This is a genomic window from Acinetobacter sp. Ac_5812 (assembly GCF_013072695.1).
In the GTDB taxonomy this organism is placed as follows: domain Bacteria; phylum Pseudomonadota; class Gammaproteobacteria; order Pseudomonadales; family Moraxellaceae; genus Acinetobacter.
In genome coordinates this window covers 82,683-97,737 of the sequence record NZ_LXUK01000027.1, presented here as the reverse complement: position 1 = coordinate 97,737, position 15,055 = coordinate 82,683, and the positions used below count along the sequence as shown (strand labels likewise).

Annotated in this window: 19 protein-coding genes; 18 read left to right on the top strand and 1 reads right to left on the bottom strand. The window is 40.5% G+C overall.

Annotation, left to right across the window (positions count from 1 at the left end):
• The first annotated feature begins 1 nt into the window (after nucleotide 1).
• The 13 genes from A7P55_RS20695 to A7P55_RS20635 all read left to right on the top strand — a co-directional run bounded on the left by A7P55_RS20695 (nucleotide 2) and on the right by A7P55_RS20635 (nucleotide 10,611).
• Entirely contained in the window at nucleotides 2–2,269 is a 2,268-nt protein-coding gene (locus A7P55_RS20695; protein ID WP_171553596.1) for a portal protein, read from the top strand.
• Nucleotides 2,250–3,032, top strand: a complete 783-nt coding sequence (locus tag A7P55_RS20690; RefSeq protein WP_171553595.1) for a hypothetical protein — start codon at nucleotides 2,250–2,252, stop codon at nucleotides 3,030–3,032. The genes A7P55_RS20695 and A7P55_RS20690 overlap by 20 nt, the downstream gene beginning before the upstream one ends.
• 3 nt (nucleotides 3,033–3,035) lie before the next feature.
• Nucleotides 3,036–4,232, top strand: a complete 1,197-nt coding sequence (locus A7P55_RS20685) for a P22 phage major capsid protein family protein (protein WP_171553594.1) — start codon at nucleotides 3,036–3,038, stop codon at nucleotides 4,230–4,232.
• Between the two features lie 61 nt (nucleotides 4,233–4,293).
• Nucleotides 4,294–4,749, top strand: a complete 456-nt coding sequence (locus tag A7P55_RS20680; protein WP_216078128.1) for a hypothetical protein — start codon at nucleotides 4,294–4,296, stop codon at nucleotides 4,747–4,749.
• Nucleotides 4,750–4,754: 5 nt separating this feature from the next.
• The gene (locus A7P55_RS20675; protein ID WP_171553593.1) at nucleotides 4,755–5,444 is read left to right on the top strand and encodes a hypothetical protein; all 690 of its coding nucleotides are present in this window, start codon (nucleotides 4,755–4,757) and stop codon (nucleotides 5,442–5,444) included.
• Nucleotides 5,428–6,834 carry a packaged DNA stabilization protein gene (locus tag A7P55_RS20670; protein WP_171553592.1) on the top strand — a complete coding sequence of 469 codons (1,407 nt, stop codon included), beginning with the start codon at nucleotides 5,428–5,430 and terminating at the stop codon, nucleotides 6,832–6,834. The genes A7P55_RS20675 and A7P55_RS20670 overlap by 17 nt, the downstream gene beginning before the upstream one ends.
• A complete protein-coding gene (locus tag A7P55_RS20665; RefSeq protein WP_171553591.1) occupies nucleotides 6,834–7,220 on the top strand; it encodes a hypothetical protein in 387 nt (128 codons plus the stop codon). The genes A7P55_RS20670 and A7P55_RS20665 overlap by 1 nt, the downstream gene beginning before the upstream one ends.
• On the top strand, nucleotides 7,213–7,542 hold the full coding sequence (locus A7P55_RS20660; protein ID WP_171553590.1) for a hypothetical protein: 330 nt from the start codon (nucleotides 7,213–7,215) through the stop codon (nucleotides 7,540–7,542). Before A7P55_RS20665 ends, A7P55_RS20660 begins: the two co-directional genes overlap by 8 nt.
• On the top strand, nucleotides 7,539–7,979 hold the full coding sequence (locus A7P55_RS20655) for a GNAT family N-acetyltransferase (protein WP_171553589.1): 441 nt from the start codon (nucleotides 7,539–7,541) through the stop codon (nucleotides 7,977–7,979). Before A7P55_RS20660 ends, A7P55_RS20655 begins: the two co-directional genes overlap by 4 nt.
• Nucleotides 7,980–7,988: 9 nt before the next feature.
• Complete coding sequence (locus tag A7P55_RS20650) at nucleotides 7,989–8,177, top strand: hypothetical protein (RefSeq protein ID WP_171553588.1); 189 nt, start codon at nucleotides 7,989–7,991, stop codon at nucleotides 8,175–8,177.
• Nucleotides 8,178–8,188: 11 nt separating this feature from the next.
• The gene (locus tag A7P55_RS20645; RefSeq protein ID WP_171553587.1) at nucleotides 8,189–8,791 is read left to right on the top strand and encodes a DNA transfer protein p32; all 603 of its coding nucleotides are present in this window, start codon (nucleotides 8,189–8,191) and stop codon (nucleotides 8,789–8,791) included.
• A gap of 11 nt (nucleotides 8,792–8,802) precedes the next feature.
• Complete coding sequence (locus tag A7P55_RS20640; RefSeq protein WP_171553586.1) at nucleotides 8,803–10,086, top strand: hypothetical protein; 1,284 nt, start codon at nucleotides 8,803–8,805, stop codon at nucleotides 10,084–10,086.
• Between the two features lie 36 nt (nucleotides 10,087–10,122).
• Nucleotides 10,123–10,611, top strand: a complete 489-nt coding sequence (locus A7P55_RS20635; RefSeq protein WP_171553585.1) for a hypothetical protein — start codon at nucleotides 10,123–10,125, stop codon at nucleotides 10,609–10,611.
• A 16-nt stretch (nucleotides 10,612–10,627) separates the two neighbouring features.
• On the opposite strand, the gene A7P55_RS20630 is transcribed toward A7P55_RS20635, so the two are convergent.
• Entirely contained in the window at nucleotides 10,628–10,924 is a 297-nt protein-coding gene (locus A7P55_RS20630) for an Arc family DNA-binding protein (protein ID WP_171553584.1), read from the bottom strand.
• Between the two features lie 119 nt (nucleotides 10,925–11,043).
• Here A7P55_RS20630 and A7P55_RS20625 point away from each other — a divergent pair, with 119 nt between their 5' ends.
• From A7P55_RS20625 to A7P55_RS20605, 5 genes are read left to right on the top strand one after another with little or no spacing between them, the layout of a single operon-like run.
• Complete coding sequence (locus A7P55_RS20625) at nucleotides 11,044–11,202, top strand: hypothetical protein (protein ID WP_171553583.1); 159 nt, start codon at nucleotides 11,044–11,046, stop codon at nucleotides 11,200–11,202.
• Entirely contained in the window at nucleotides 11,199–11,663 is a 465-nt protein-coding gene (locus tag A7P55_RS20620) for a hypothetical protein (RefSeq protein ID WP_252727911.1), read from the top strand. The genes A7P55_RS20625 and A7P55_RS20620 overlap by 4 nt, the downstream gene beginning before the upstream one ends.
• On the top strand, nucleotides 11,660–12,223 hold the full coding sequence (locus A7P55_RS20615) for an antA/AntB antirepressor family protein (protein ID WP_171553582.1): 564 nt from the start codon (nucleotides 11,660–11,662) through the stop codon (nucleotides 12,221–12,223). The genes A7P55_RS20620 and A7P55_RS20615 overlap by 4 nt, the downstream gene beginning before the upstream one ends.
• A gap of 49 nt (nucleotides 12,224–12,272) precedes the next feature.
• The gene (locus tag A7P55_RS20610) at nucleotides 12,273–12,923 is read left to right on the top strand and encodes a glycoside hydrolase family 104 protein (RefSeq protein ID WP_216078127.1); all 651 of its coding nucleotides are present in this window, start codon (nucleotides 12,273–12,275) and stop codon (nucleotides 12,921–12,923) included.
• 1 nt (nucleotide 12,924) lies between these two features.
• The gene (locus A7P55_RS20605) at nucleotides 12,925–15,033 is read left to right on the top strand and encodes a hypothetical protein (RefSeq protein WP_171553581.1); all 2,109 of its coding nucleotides are present in this window, start codon (nucleotides 12,925–12,927) and stop codon (nucleotides 15,031–15,033) included.
• The last annotated feature ends 22 nt before the right edge of the window (nucleotides 15,034–15,055 follow it).

The window sequence follows — 15,055 nt, the reverse complement described above, 5'->3', positions numbered from 1 at the left end:
CATGACAGATAACAAAGATCAAAAAGATGATCAGGGCATCCTTTATGCTGCAAAAAAATTCAGAGATGAAGCTCAAGATTATTGGCAACCAATTTACGATCAAGGCTTAGAAGATAAAGAGTTTGTGACCCTTGAGGGTGCTCAGTGGCATCGTGATGTAAAACATCAACGTGATAAAGATGGCAAACCAACGCTTGAGATCAATCTATCAAGAGCTTATGTGCAGCAGCAAATCAACACTATGCGTCAGAATAGGCCGCAAGCTAAAGTTGTGCCAGTTGATAATGGTGCTGATCCTGAAACTGCAAAGCTACTTGAAGGGTTAATCAAGGACGTGGAAGAAGCGTCAAACTTTGAAGATGCTTTAGATACAGCCACAGCCAATCAAGTGCATGGAGCAGTCGGATTTTATCGAATTGTCACCGACTACATTGACGAGAAATCATTCAATCAAGAACCACGCTTTAAGCCAGTAGAAAATCCACAAGCTGTTTTGATCGATCCATTATCAAAAGCACTCGATGGCTCGGACATGTGCAAAGCTTTAGTGTGTGAGTGGATTTCTAAAGACTTAATCGAAAAGCAGTACCAAAAAGACGCTGTTTCTGATTTTGAAATGGATGGAAATACTGACTGGTACAATTACACAGATAAGACTGTATGTGTTGCTGAGTATTTCTACAAGGAAGAGGTCAAAGACACGCTTATCATGTTAGAAGATGGATCAACTGAGTTTAAGTCTGATCTATTAAAGCAATTCTCAGAAGATGAAGTCAAAGACATTACAGTCAATGAACGTGCAACAACTCGCACCGAAATAAAGTGGGCTAAATTGACGGGATGCAAAGTACTAGAAAAGGGCGTGTTCCCTGGTAAATACATTCCAATCTTTCCAGTTTATGGCGAAGTTACTTGGATTGAGAATTGTCGACATATTTTCTCATTAGTCCATTTTGCAAAAGATGCTCAAAGACTGTTCAACTATTGGAAGTCAGCCGAAGCACACATTTTGCAGAAAAACCAAGATGAAATGACGATAGTTGATGATCGAGGTATTGCTGGCTTTGATGAATGGAATAACCCATCAAGTGCAATGTATTTAAGATTCAGAGCAACTGATGAGCAGGGGAAGCAAATCCCTTACCCAACGCGATTGGGTGCAGCTGCTCCACCAGTTGGCATTTTGAATGCATCAGAATCGGCTAAATCTCTTATTCCTGACATTTTAAACATGCATGCGCCACAGATGGGGCAGGATGTAAATCAACAGTCAGGACGAGCAATAGGCTTGCTTCAACGTCAAGCAGATACAGCACAGTTCCATTTCCAAGATAACGTCAATAAAACTATTCGTCATTCAGCGCGTGTTTTGATTGGTTTGTTCCCAATTCTCTATGACACAGAAATGGTACGACGGGTAATTGGCGCAGATGGTGATAGTGAGCTTGTTCGATTGAATGCAAAACCTGAAAACCAAGAGGAAGAAGACAGAGCAATCAATGGCATTCTAAATGATATGTCTATTGGTCGTTTTGATGTTCGTATGGACACAGGCCCATCATTCAATACACAACGTGAGCAGTCATTTGCTTTAATGATGCAGCTAGTTCAGAGCAACCCGAATCTATTCAACTTAGTCGCAGATTTGATTGTTATCAACTCACCATTGCTAAATGCTAAAGAGATTGCTGAACGAGTGAAAACGCTCATTCCACCTCAAGCACTTGGCAAAGATAAGATTGATCCTGAACAGGCAAAAGCACAGATTCAACAGCTTGATCAACTTGTTCAGAAGCAAACCCAAGATATTGAGATGCTTCAACAAGCGTTAAATGACAAGAATGCTGATCGCAATTTAGAGACTTTCAAAGCTGAATTACAAGCCCAGAAGGATATTGAGGTTGCAAAAATTAATGCGGCAAGTCGAGCTGATGTGCAAGAGCTTCGCGGGGTAGTTGATTTGATTAAGCAAAATATGAATATCAGTCAAGTGCCTGGAAACTGGATTCAGAATGGCGAGGATGTTAATAACTACCAGCCTGAACCACAAGAAAATTACTCGCAAGAGGTGAGGATTGATCCACCTGATCAGATTGCGCAACAGACAGAAGAAAGCCCTGCCAACGAGCAGGGTTTTTTAATGCCTGAAAATTCGGATCAACAAAACTTCGCTCCTGAACCTAGCCAATTCGGGGACAGCGCAATGGCTACTGATGAGCAGTTATTGCCATCAATTGAGGGTGTAAACAATGACAGTGGAATCCAGTGAAACTCAAGACATCGTAGAAAAAGCTACTACGGAAAATAACAGCGATGACAGTCAAGAGAATCAAGAAGAGCAGCAGCAAGAACAGGAAACTCAAGAGACGGAGACAGAAACTCACGAACAAGAGAAACCAAAGAAAAGTCGAGCACAGGAACGTATTGAACAAACAACACGTGAAAATGCTGAACTCCGACAAAAGCTTGCTGAATTTAAAGCTCAAAAGAATGCTCCAAAACCTCTAGAGAAGCCAAAAGTAGAAGACTTTGAATCATGGTCCGAGTTTGAGGATGCTCAAGAGGAGTGGCGCATTAATGAGGCCATGCGCCGAATGGAGGAAAAACAAGGGAAGTCAACGCAGGATAAAGCGCAAATTGATAGTCAAATTGCGTTTGATAGTGCTGTGGCTGAGCTTGAGTCAGAAGGCGTTGATGTAAACAAATACATTGAACGTGCAAATGAGTTACCTCCATTGCCAATTCAATTAGACCAATTTGGGCTATCCGCAAAAGATACCCTAAAACTAGCAGCTGATTTGTTAGATGACGAGGAAGTATTTATTTCCTTATCTCGAATGAACCCAGTTCAAGCAGCTGCGAAGATTGGTCAAATCATTGAAAGCGGTAAAACCAAAAAACCACCTACTGTCAGCAAAGCACCTAAACCAATTACTCCAGTACAGGCCAATGCGGCAACTACTCGCGATCCATCAAAGATGAGTGATGACGAGTGGTATCGATCTGAAAAAGATAAACGAAAAGGAAAATAATTTATGGCTAATACCGTTTTAACACATCAAATGATTGCTCGTGAAGCAGCAAAAATGCTTGAAGAAGAAGCACCGTTTTTAGCAAACATTAACCGAGGTCGTCAGGACGAGTTCGGCAAAGATGTACAGGGTTATCAAAAAGGTGACACAGTAAAAATCAAAATCCCTACTGCAGGGCAAGTGTTTAATGGTGCAATCTTTGCTGAAGGCAACGGTGCATCAGCATTTGTTGAAGAATCTGTAAATCTGAAATTGGATACTCAAAAGCATGTTGCTTTGCAGTTTGGAGCAAAAGAAAAGCTACTTGATTTAACCGATTTCCGTGAGCGTATTCTTCGTCCTCAAATGCAAACACTTTCTTCTGTTGTTGAGGCAGACTTGATTGGCCGTGCTGTTCTTGCTACTCCAAACCAGGTTGCAATGAGCTTATCAGGTACCAATCCTTCAAATGCACTTGCTTTAGCTCGTGCAAAACTGAACCGCTATTTATCACCAGCAGGTGAGCGTTCAGCAGTTCTTACAAGTGAGGCAAACGTAGCTTTAAGTGGCGAAGTATCACGTATGTATAACCCAACACGCACAAGTGAAAAGGCTTATCTTCAGGGTTATGTTGCAACTGCTTTTGGTGCTGATTTGTATGAGCACCAGTCAATTGCAGTCTTTAATAATGGTACAGCAGCAGGTGTGACTGTTTCTGCAGCAGGACAGACAGGCAAATCAATAACAATGACTGCATCCACGCCTGGAACATTAACCCAAGGGACAATTATCACAATCTCAGGTGTTAATGCGGTGCATCCATTAACAGGCCAAGATACTGGCGTTCTGCAACAATTCGTTGTGACTGCAACAACAAATGTAACAACAGGAACAGCGGTTCCAATTTACCCTGCAATCAACCCAACAGCTCCGAACAAAACCACAAGTGCAAGTCCTGCAAGTGGCGTAGCGGTAACAGTGGTTTCAACAAATGGTTTCCAGAGCTTGGAATTCCACAAGGATGCATTCACAACTGCTTTTGCTCCTTTGCCAGTTCTTGCATCTTGTGAAGGTTACACTGCGCGTTTGCCAAGCGGTGTGTCAGTCCGAGTGATGACCTTTGGTGATGGCAATAACGATTACGAACGTACTCGTATTGATGTCTTGTATGGCTTCCAAGCTGTACGTGGTATCCATGCGTGCCGTATCACCCAATCTTAAACCCAACCAGCAACGACAAATGCCCGCACTTTGCGGGCGTCGTTGTTTTTAGGAGACCAAAATGGAATATCCAAAGGCTTTATACCTTGGCGATACAGAACATCATAATGTGACTTTTGTTAAAGATTATTCAGAAGAAGAAGCTCAACGAGGGAATGGTTATGTAGATTTTTATGATTTGCTTGAGCCAGAACCAGTCAATGCTATTTCAAATGGTGATGGATTATCATCTAACCAAAATTTAGAAACCGCAAACGATAGAATCGCTCAACTTGAAGAAGAATTGGCAGATTTTAAAGGCACACATATTGCCTTTATTAATGATGTGCCAGCCATGAAATCTCGAATTTTAGAACTTCAAGGTGATACCTACGTTGGGCAATCAAGCGAATTACCAGATTATAGCTCAATGACATCAGACCAAATCCGCGCAGTCCTAGATGGAAAAGGTATTAAGTGGTTAGCTCGAGACAGTAAAGATACGCTGCTTTCATATCTCACCAAAACAAAAGAGTAAACACTATGAAGGTCAGCAAATTAGTAGATTTAGCTTTAAAGCAATTGGGTGTATTAGCAGCTGGTGAAAATGCAAAATCTGATGAAGTTGCTGATGCTGTAGATTCTCTTCGCGGACTCTTGGCGCAATGGGCAACTGACAGGCTTTTTGTATATAAAGCTCAAACTGTAGTCATGCCGCTGACAAGGGGTAAAGGAGCGTATTTAGTTGGATCAATTGATGAGTGTTGTTGTGATCAGAATGATAATTGCTATACAGGCCCTATTCCCGACTTAGATATAGATATTTCATTGGTAGCGGAAAAAGCTTGGTTGGATGACTGTGAGATTAAACTCATCCGAGATCTGAACAACACTGGAATCAACATCAAAGTGACTTATCAGGAAGATAAGCCTTTTTGGACTTTCAATGTTTTAGATGATGCGCAGAATCTGAAGATCAAAGTCTATTCTTTGCCATCTGATATATGTGCAACTGATGAGTTGACGTTTCCTGATAAATATCAAAGAGCACTGATTCTTAGCTTAGCTTTGGAAATAGCCCCAATGTTTGCGGTAGAGCCAAGTGCATTACTCTTGAGAAATCAAAACAGTGCAATTGACCTCCTTAAAAGAAGCAATTCAACTCCAACTTATGCGAAAAATGACTTGCCAGTAGGTATTTGTCGAGGATGGCATTATGGCAGGTATTATTGATATTCCAATTGTTGGTCCATCATATCATTTAAAAGATTGGGCTATTGATTGCCAAAGAACACTAAATCTTTACCCACAAGTAGTTGAGAGTGGAAAAGCCCCACAAGTATCAGCATTACTCCCAACTGAGGGTCTTTTCAAGCGTTATGAATTTAGTGGGCCTATTCGTGGCTTGTATGCTCTCTCAGATCGTGTTCTTGTTGTGGCTGGCTCAAAGCTTCATGTAATAAAAAATTCTATTACGAGCGAAATAGGGGGCATTGATGGAACCGATCTGGTCACGTTTGCAGATAATAGTTTGCAAGTAATGATTTCAGCGGAGAGCTCATATAAATATGCTATTGAGGATGGAACTCTATCAAAGTTGTCAATTGATGATAATACTGGGTTCTTTGGTGCATCTTCAGTGACCTTTCTGGATTCACGTTTTATATGGACAGTCCCAAATTCTGGTCGTATTCAATGGTCAAAACTACTTAGCACAGATACAACTGCACTTAGTTATTCAACTGCTGAATCCAAAAGTGATGATCTAGTCAGAGTTGTAGCAAGCAATGGACAATTGTGGTTGATAGGTACAAATACAACTGAGATTTGGAACAGTACAGAGTCACTTGATCGCCCTTATGTAAGGCAATCAGGCGCATACATTCCAGTAGGTTGTGCAGCAAAAAACTCAATATCTGTATTTGGATCAAGTTTAATTTGGCTTGCTCAAACAGAGCATGGTGAAAATCAAATTATGATGACGCAAGGCTATCAAATGCAGCGCATCAGTAATCATGCAATTGAAACTGAAATTTCAAATTATCCCAAAACCAATGATGCATATGCTTTTTCATACCAACAAAATGGGCATGGGTTTTATTTGATCTCATTCCCGAGTGCAAAAAAAACATGGGTGTTTGATGCAACAACAAATATGTGGCATGAACGAAGTTTTTACAAGCCAGCAAATGCAACACATGAACACCATCGAGCACAAACTCATTGTTTTTTTAATAATGAGCATCTAGTTGGTGATCGAGAAAATGGCAAAGTTTATTCATTAAGCCCGAAGTATGAGACAGATGATGGCTCATTAATAATGCGAGAACGAACAACACCTTGTTTGAATCCACAAGCAACTCGAATTGTTTTTGATGAGGTGCAGCTTATTTGCCAAGTGGGACAAGACCGTGATGTTAATCCATTGGTGATGTTTGATTGGTCAGATGATGGGGGGAGAACATGGTCTAATGATCGCCAAGAAAGTATTGGGGGGATTGGTGAATATGAAAAGCGTGTGATATTCAGACGACTTGGGCAATCTTTTAATCGTGTTTTCCGAGTGAGAATGACAGATGCCGCTAGATTGGTACTACTAGGAGCAAAAGCGAGGGTGCGTTAATGATTATTCCAAAAATCTCTCAAGTGCCAATTCGTCAACCTATGTATGTGAATGGTGTAATGCATCAGGTTTGGATTGATTTTTTTGAGAAACTTGCCGCACTAACAAACACTGATGATTACATAGACTTGATTGAGTTAGCGCAAAAGGCAGCAGAGCTACCATCACAAGCGACACAAGGGCAACAAGGTTTCGCAATATCTGATTTACAAAATCAATTCCAACAGAGCTTTTTACCCCAAATTGAGACATTAAATACTTTTGATTTGGTGCCCATATGTTGCATTCAGAATGAAGAATCACCGCCATTGCAGGCGGTTTTTTTATGCCCTGAACCATATATCCAGTTAGCTCAAGTTACATCAGGAGCAATTATTCATGATTAAGTATTTATCACCATTCAAGACTCAAGCTTTAGCAGCTGGGGATAACTTGGCTTATACAAATCCAGCAAACACCGCTACACAAATTAGAGCTCTTTCATTTCATAACACGACTGCAGGGAACATTTCTGTAGAAGTGTATGTAATACCCACTGGTGTTGCTACAACAGCAGATGCTCAGCGGTTAGTCAAAAAGACATTGGCCCAAAATGAATCCTATCTTTGTCCTGAAGTAATTAATCACAATCTTGTCGATGGAGAGAGGGTGGTTTTAAAAGGAACAGGTGTTAATGCCAAATTGTCAGTTGCAGAGCAGCCAGTGTGATTACTGTAAGGCGTGAAAAGTGGATAGATTGTATAGATCAGATTATGCCACTTTGCCTACAAGTATTTGATCTTGAAGAAGCCAAGTTTACAGGACTGCAACTTGATTTTGATACAGACATGTATATCGAATCTGAAGAGTTTGGATTTTTCCATTGCCTTGTGATGCGTGAGGATGGGCGACCTATTGGGTTCCATTGGATTGTGATAAGCCCCATGCCACGACATAAGGGTAAAAACCATGCGCACACTGATGCAATATTTGTAGATCCTGAACACCGTATTCATTCTAAACGATTGCTTGAGTTCTCAGAGCAATACATCAAAACAAGAGCAGATTTCTGGACTTTGGCAAACTTAAGAGCCGAGGACAGAAAACCAATGTGGGAAAGAAAAGGATTTAAGCCCATTGAGACAATAATGTTCAAGAAATTATGAGGTTAAACCATGTTTAATGTTGGTGATTACATTGTTTTAAAAGCGTCATATGACAGTCGTCCGATGCCTGTTCTGTTGATTACTGAAGAAGATGATAGCGACTACATCACGCCAAATGGATTTGTAGACAAAGATGATGCACACCGTTGGCGAATTGCTACTGCAGAAGAAGTTGCTGTCGGTCATCGGCTAGATTAAGGAGAAGCACCATGTCATTTGTAGGCAAAGCAATTGGTGGAATTACTGGAGCAAACAGCCAAGCCAAAGCAGCTCAAAATGCTGCTAGCACTCAAGCAGATTCTGCAAAGTATGCTTCAGACATTCAAAAGCAAATGTTTGATCAAACACGAAAAGATCAGCAGCAATATATGGATGCCGGTGGAGCAGCCTTAAAAAAACTTTTAGGACTCTCTGGTTTAAATAACGAAGATACAAGGAATGTTCTTTACAGTGATCCTGGTTATCAATTCAGATTAAACCAAGGATTAGATGCAACTCAATCAAGTGCGGCAGCTGGAGGTGGTTTATTAAGTGGTGCCACACTCAAAGCCCTAAATAATTACGCGCAAGACACTGCTAGCAACGAATATGGGAATGCCTATAATCGTTTATCAAACCTTGTTGGTTTGGGTCAAAACGCAGCAGCAGGCGTTGGCAATGCAGGATTACAAACAGGTCAGGCTATGGCAAATAATGCCATGGCAGGTGCTAATACAACAGCCGCAGGGCAGATTGCAGCAGGTAATCGTAATGCCAATAACTTCCAACAAATGTTAGGTTTAGGCGGGTTGGCTGCTGGCTTATTTATTTAAAAGGTGCGGATATGATTGATCCTAGAATCCCTCTTGTGGGAAGTCAGCAACAAGATCCATTTAATCAATTAGCGAACAATATTGAACTTGGCCAAGGCTTGCGCCAACTTATTGCAGGTAGACAGATAGGGAGGATGAGACAACTGTCGACTCCAGAAGCACAAAAGGAATTTGCCAACAACTCTATGTTTGGACGTGAGCTTAATGCGCAGTTACGGGCAGACCAATTGTCAGCAGCCAAAGCAGAGCAAGATGCATTAAAAGCTCAAGCGGAGATTGGCAATATTAATGCCCAAGCGGCTGAAAGAAATGCTAATGCTGGCAATACAAGTCAAAAGACAAATCTAGGTAAGTTTGGAGCAATTCAAGGTGCTTTCCAGCAAGCAGCATTAAGTGGAGATAAAAACACTGCTTTATTGGCTTTAAATGGATTGCAACGGGCAGGAGCAATCACGCCTGAGGAATACTCACAACAATTTGAAGTTGTTCAAGCTATGACACCAGATGAATTCAAAACATATGCAAGCGGATTGGCTTCAAGTAACAAGGATGTTTCCCCTTATCTATTTCAAACCGCAAACAATGCTGCTGATAATGCTACAACAATGCGTGGTCAGGATATTAGCTCTGAAACAACAAGACGTGGACAGGACATTTCAGCCCAGACTGCAGCAAATGATCTTGCACAGGAAAAAATCATCAAAGAGCAAGAACTCGCATTAAAACGTGGTGAATTTGAAACAATGACGGGTACTGATGGTAAGGCTTATGCCGTTTATAAAGATGGACGTGTTGAACCATTGTTGTTGAGCTCAGGGGCAAATCTAAATCTTCAAGGCAAGACAAATAACCCTCAAAGTGAAGAAAGACAGCGTATAAATCGTGTTGATGCTGTCCTAAATGAGATTGAAGATATTCTCCCACAATCCACATCAAGCTATTTAGGGAGGGGGGTTGATTATCTGGCTCGTGGAGTGGGAGCCGCAACTCCAGGGGACATTGCGTCTGGCAAACTAGGAACTTTAGGGGGGCAATTGGTTGCATTAATGCCAAAGATGTCTGGTCCACAATCTGATAAAGATGTTGCGATGTATAAGCAAATGGCAGGGCAATTAGATGATGCAACAATCCCATTAAAAATTAGGCAGGCTGCTCTTGAAACAATACGAAGTCTGAATAATAAATATGCTGAGATGAACAGTCAAAACCAGACAACTATTCCATATAGGAATACAACGCAACAAGAAGGTAATGTTGACCAAGGAAAGTTAAACAGTATTTTGTTTGGTCGATGATTGTGCTATAAATCCCTCATAACAAATGGGGGATTTATGAGAAAAGTATTTTTAATCTTGTCTGTTTTTTTATTAACAGCTTGTGCAACAGGATATAAAAACAGTGGATTTGGTGGTGGATTTGAGGATACTGAATTATCTCCAGGTTATTTTAGAATAACTTTTAAGGGTAATGGAGTTACTTCAAGTGAAAGAGTAAGTGATCTTGCTTTATTGAGAGCATCAGATTTGATGCAATCAAAAGGATGTAAAAGCTTCCAAGTGCTTAATGGGAAAGATTCAATTAGCACTTCATATGTTGATTTGCCAAGAACAACTACAACAAATGCAAATGTGTATGGCTATGGTAATTATGCCACTGGCAATGCAACAACGACAAGTTATGGTGGTGGCTTGCAAAGTGTTCATCGTGCTAAAACAACAATTGATGTAAGATGTGTTGAGGCTGAAGCAGACCCATCTCAAAATATTTTTGATACTAATTTCATTAATCAAAAGCTAAAGCAAAAATATAAGATCAACTGATTTAGACTAAAGCACCCTAGGGTGCTTTTCTTTTTGCTCTAGATAAACTTTGAAGTGCCCCATGTATTTTGTCTTCTGTCACACCCTGATCTTTTATAGCACCTAAGAGTTTACTAACAGTACCCTCTAGCAAGTCAGCAATTACAGCATCACTAACAGCATCAATGTATGGTGTTTCAAAACTTTGTTCTAAGCGGGACACAATTTCCTGATTTATTGATCTGTTATTTTCTTTAGCTGAACTCATAACCTTGTCACGCAATTCTTCACTCCAACGCAACTTGTATTGAGGCTCTTTTTGATTTTCACTCATTAAAACAAACCATATACCGCAAAAATAACATACTCATCATAAAGTACCTCTTTGATGTTGACAATGCCATAAAAGAGGTACATTATAGAAACGTACCTAATTGATGTTATGGAGAAGATATGAGCATTAATCAGAAAGGCCAGCAATATAAACTACGATTCTTAGATGATAAGGATCATGAAGCTTTAAAGCAGATAGGTAAGAAAGAAGATAGATCACTTAATTATCTAATCAATCAAGCAATAAAAAGATTTTTACAAGAGAGTGCGAAAGCATGAAATCAATAGACAACAAAAAAGCCCAACACTTGCAGGCGACGGGCTTAATTGATTGTCACAAAGGAGATGTAACTAAGATGAATATACCATTCGAATTCAATAATGACAAGGTTCCTGATCTTCAGGACTTACTTCCGAGTATGCCAATCGACCTTTTAGTAAAGGTTGCAGATAAAAAAGAATTCGTTTCACAAGAAGAGGAAGAATTTTTAGTGAAAGCTAGCCGTGCTGCTGAGAATGCCAATGAACCTGTATTAAAAGGATTAAGTGCAATTGGCGTGTTATTAGCCAATGCAAATGAAGAAATTCCGCTTGAAACTTTTAACGATATTGGTTGGTTGATTCAATCTTTAGGGGAGCAGGTAGTAGCTCTACAACGGGTTGAAGGTGAAGCCAAAGCACTTTTAAATGCTAGCAACATGAATAAAATCTCGAAAGGAAATGGAGGGTTGATGTCATGAATATGTTAGTAAATCAAGATTCTTTAATTCCAGTAGTAGATATGGATATTGGTGGAGAAGTGCAACCTTGTGTCGATGCTCGAGAACTACATAAGTGGCTAAAGTCTGGTGAAATGTTCTCAAAATGGATCATAGGACGTATAAAAAAGTATGGCTTTGATGAAAATCAAGATTATGTTTGCTATTGGGAGTTTTCCCAAACCCAAACTAAGACAGGTAGAAAAGGTAAAGCAAAGGTTAAAACATATGCATTGTCATTGGATATGGCAAAAGAACTTTCTATGGTGGAAAATAATGATCAGGGCAGATTGGCAAGACGATATTTTATTAACTGCGAAAAAGCACTGAGACAATCTGCATATGGATTATTAAACCAATTTAATAAGGCAATGCTTGAGTTTGAAAAACTAACAGATATTGCCTCCAATGCTGGCCGTACTTTGCGGATGGTTGGGCGTAAATATAAGCCAGAAGCCAAACAGAAAGTTGATGACCTAAAAAGTAGGATCAACCCATTGTTGCCTTTGGAATGGAAAGATAATCCAGAGGACGAACAATAAAAACCATGAAACCCGCTTCGGCGGGTTTTTTATTACCCAAGGAAAAGTTATGGCCACTCTCAAACAGATTTATGATGCTTATAGCAATCCAAATGCAAAGCGGTTTTTAGATTTTATTGCTGATGCTGAAGGAGTGAAGAATGGCTATAACACCTTATTTGGCAATCAGCGTTTTGACAATCTATCTGCTCACCCTAATGTGAGAAAAGCGTTCAAGCAAACAGATGGTACGACAAACTACACCACCGCAGCTGGTCGGTATCAATTCCTAAAAGGCACATGGGATGGTTTGGCTAAACAGTATGGGTTTAGAGATTTTTCGCCTCAGGCACAAGATATGGGCGCTCTTGCACTCATTGCGAGTCGAGGTGCGTTGGATGATGTTCTAAAAGGCAATTACACATCAGCAGTACAGAAACTAGGAAAAGAGTGGGCCTCATTACCAAGTTCTACTTATGCTCAAGGAAAACGTTCTTGGGATTTTGTTAAGCAAAGATTAGGTGGGGAAGTTCCGACCTCAAGGTATTTAGATAGTAATCAAATTTCAAAAGTTCTTCCTCAACTTGCTCAGAATAAATCAAGATACTTATCACAAGATCAAGTGAATCAATTATTACCTCAAATCTCCCAAACAAGCTCAAATCGGTTTTTATCTCAAGACCAGATATTAAAGGTTTTGCCACAACTAAGCAGAGGCTAATATGGCTACTCAAGAAGATATTTCAAAAAGAATTCAAACAGCCAAAGAAGCAGGATTTAGTGATGATCAAATCTATTCCACTTTGGCAAACAACCCCGAATTTAGCAAACGTATAACCATGGCAAAGAGGGAGGGGTTTTCTGATGCGCAAATTGCACAAAACCTTGGACTTGGGATTCAAAAAGATTTAGGAACTCAACAGCCGATCAAGATTCAAGCCACTCGACAGCCCTACGACTGGAAAGCTGAACAACAAAAAGCAATGCAGGAAGAGGCCAAGAAAGCAGGACCTACAAATACATTCCAATCATCTTTATTGGGTGGTTCAGACTTGGGCGCTGGTGTACTTCAAGGGTTCAGTAAAGTGGCTGATGTGGCTAGCTCGGGCATCAATAAATTATTAGGAACGAATCTCGACACAAATTCTTATGATCGAGTTACCCAACAACGGAAAGAAATTAATGACTGGCACAACTTGCGTAGGCAAGCAAATAATCAAGGTTTTGATTGGGGGCGCTTAGGAGGCCAAGTTGCTAGTACTTTACCCTTAGTCATGACTGGTGGAGGAGGTTTAGGGGCTGCAGTTGGGCGTGGGGCTTTAACAGGTGGAACAATTGGTGCAACATCCTATGCTAAAGACTCAAATGAGCGATTTAATAATACAGCATTAGGAGGTGTTGGAGGTGCTGCTGGTGGGGCATTAGGCACACTCATAGGTAAGGGGGCTACAAAAGCCATTAATGTTTATAAAAACAACCTCCAAAAAGGTGCAAAAGAGATAACTGATCTTGGTGAAAAATATGGTGTGCGAACATCGGTTGGTGACGCAGGACGAAATCCTCATGTGCAACGAGCAGAAAGTGCTCTAGATCAAGTGCCTGTTATTGGTACATCTGGATTCCGATCTGCACAACAAGCTGAGGTTAAAGGTGCAGCAAACAAAGTTGTTGATAAACTTCGGCAAGAAATGTCAGATGTTGATTTTAAAAGCTTAGGTAAAATCCAAGCTGCAGCAGCAAGTGGCGATAAAAACGCAACTCGGATTTTAGGTATTGTTAACAATGCAGGAGATGATTCTGGAAAGGTTATGCAAGCAGCAGCAGAAATCAAGAACTGGCGCGGTTCACAAATAGCTTCACAAATGTATGACCGAGTTGGAGCGTTGGCTGGTAATACTACTATCAACCCATCTAAAACAATCACTGCAATTGACAATGTGATTTCAAAGGACTCAAAGGTTGTTCCCAACCAAGAGCTAATCAAAGAGATATCAAGCATAAAAACAAAGCTTAATGATCCGAGCATCAATACATCATTTGGTGAATTGAGGGCTGCACGTTCTAGACTTGGAGAGCTAGTCGATGAGTGGGGAAGACAAGGCAAGAGTACATCAGGACTTACGCAAATCCGAACGGCTATTGATGATGATATTAAAGACTTTGCTATGGGCTCTGGCAAACAAGGCCTGATAAGTGAATATCGTCGTGCTGATGCATTCTACAAGCAATTACAAAGCAATAAAGACAAGGCTTTGGCAAACTCAATGAGAAGCAGCGAACCAGATCAAATATACAGAACATTTGTACAGTTTGGAAAAGGAGACAAGGCTGCTAATTTCTACAAAAACTTAGACCCCAAAGGGCAATCTGCAATCAAATTTGAAATGGCAAACAGAGCGCTAGAAAAAGCAACCAATGAAAGCACAGGTGTTTTTAGTCCAGCAAAGTTTGCTAATGAGTTTGAACGACTCGGGGAGCCTTATAAAAACATTTTTACAGGTGCAGATAAGGCTGAAATGGATGGTTTCATTAAATTAATGAGGCATGTTGAGCGTGCAGGTCAATATGCTGAGAATCCAGCAAATGGAAGTCGATTATTGATGCCTGGAGCAATGTTAGCCACTGGGGCATCTGCTGTTGCCGCACCTGTTTCAACAGGATTTGGTGTTGCAGGTATATATGGGATGTCAAAACTATTCACCACATCAGCAGGTAAACGCATTCTCTTAGCAGCTAAAGATTTACCACCAAACTCACCAAAGCTTGCAAATCTTCTAAAACAAGCCGAGCAATTATCTACAGTCACAGGTGCCAACGCTTCTAAAGACTAATTAAATTAACCCAAAAAGAAAC

Bases quoted from the DNA above. Each gene is read 5' to 3' on its own strand.
- A7P55_RS20685 (WP_171553594.1), top strand. From the start codon at position 3,036: ATGGCTAATACCGTTTTAACACATCAAATGATTGCTCGTGAAGCAGCA.
- A7P55_RS20645 (WP_171553587.1), top strand. From the start codon at position 8,189: ATGTCATTTGTAGGCAAAGCAATTGGTGGAATTACTGGAGCAAACAGC.
- A7P55_RS20610 (WP_216078127.1), top strand. From the start codon at position 12,273: ATGGCCACTCTCAAACAGATTTATGATGCTTATAGCAATCCAAATGCA.
- A7P55_RS20690 (WP_171553595.1), top strand. From the start codon at position 2,250: ATGACAGTGGAATCCAGTGAAACTCAAGACATCGTAGAAAAAGCTACT.
- A7P55_RS20670 (WP_171553592.1), top strand. From the start codon at position 5,428: ATGGCAGGTATTATTGATATTCCAATTGTTGGTCCATCATATCATTTA.
- A7P55_RS20695 (WP_171553596.1), top strand. From the start codon at position 2: ATGACAGATAACAAAGATCAAAAAGATGATCAGGGCATCCTTTATGCT.
- A7P55_RS20605 (WP_171553581.1), top strand. From the start codon at position 12,925: ATGGCTACTCAAGAAGATATTTCAAAAAGAATTCAAACAGCCAAAGAA.
- A7P55_RS20620 (WP_252727911.1), top strand. From the start codon at position 11,199: ATGAAATCAATAGACAACAAAAAAGCCCAACACTTGCAGGCGACGGGC.
- A7P55_RS20615 (WP_171553582.1), top strand. From the start codon at position 11,660: ATGAATATGTTAGTAAATCAAGATTCTTTAATTCCAGTAGTAGATATG.
- A7P55_RS20675 (WP_171553593.1), top strand. From the start codon at position 4,755: ATGAAGGTCAGCAAATTAGTAGATTTAGCTTTAAAGCAATTGGGTGTA.
- A7P55_RS20660 (WP_171553590.1), top strand. From the start codon at position 7,213: ATGATTAAGTATTTATCACCATTCAAGACTCAAGCTTTAGCAGCTGGG.
- A7P55_RS20665 (WP_171553591.1), top strand. From the start codon at position 6,834: ATGATTATTCCAAAAATCTCTCAAGTGCCAATTCGTCAACCTATGTAT.
- A7P55_RS20680 (WP_216078128.1), top strand. From the start codon at position 4,294: ATGGAATATCCAAAGGCTTTATACCTTGGCGATACAGAACATCATAAT.
- A7P55_RS20630 (WP_171553584.1), bottom strand. From the start codon at position 10,924: ATGAGTGAAAATCAAAAAGAGCCTCAATACAAGTTGCGTTGGAGTGAA.
- A7P55_RS20635 (WP_171553585.1), top strand. From the start codon at position 10,123: ATGAGAAAAGTATTTTTAATCTTGTCTGTTTTTTTATTAACAGCTTGT.
- A7P55_RS20650 (WP_171553588.1), top strand. From the start codon at position 7,989: ATGTTTAATGTTGGTGATTACATTGTTTTAAAAGCGTCATATGACAGT.
- A7P55_RS20625 (WP_171553583.1), top strand. From the start codon at position 11,044: ATGAGCATTAATCAGAAAGGCCAGCAATATAAACTACGATTCTTAGAT.
- A7P55_RS20640 (WP_171553586.1), top strand. From the start codon at position 8,803: ATGATTGATCCTAGAATCCCTCTTGTGGGAAGTCAGCAACAAGATCCA.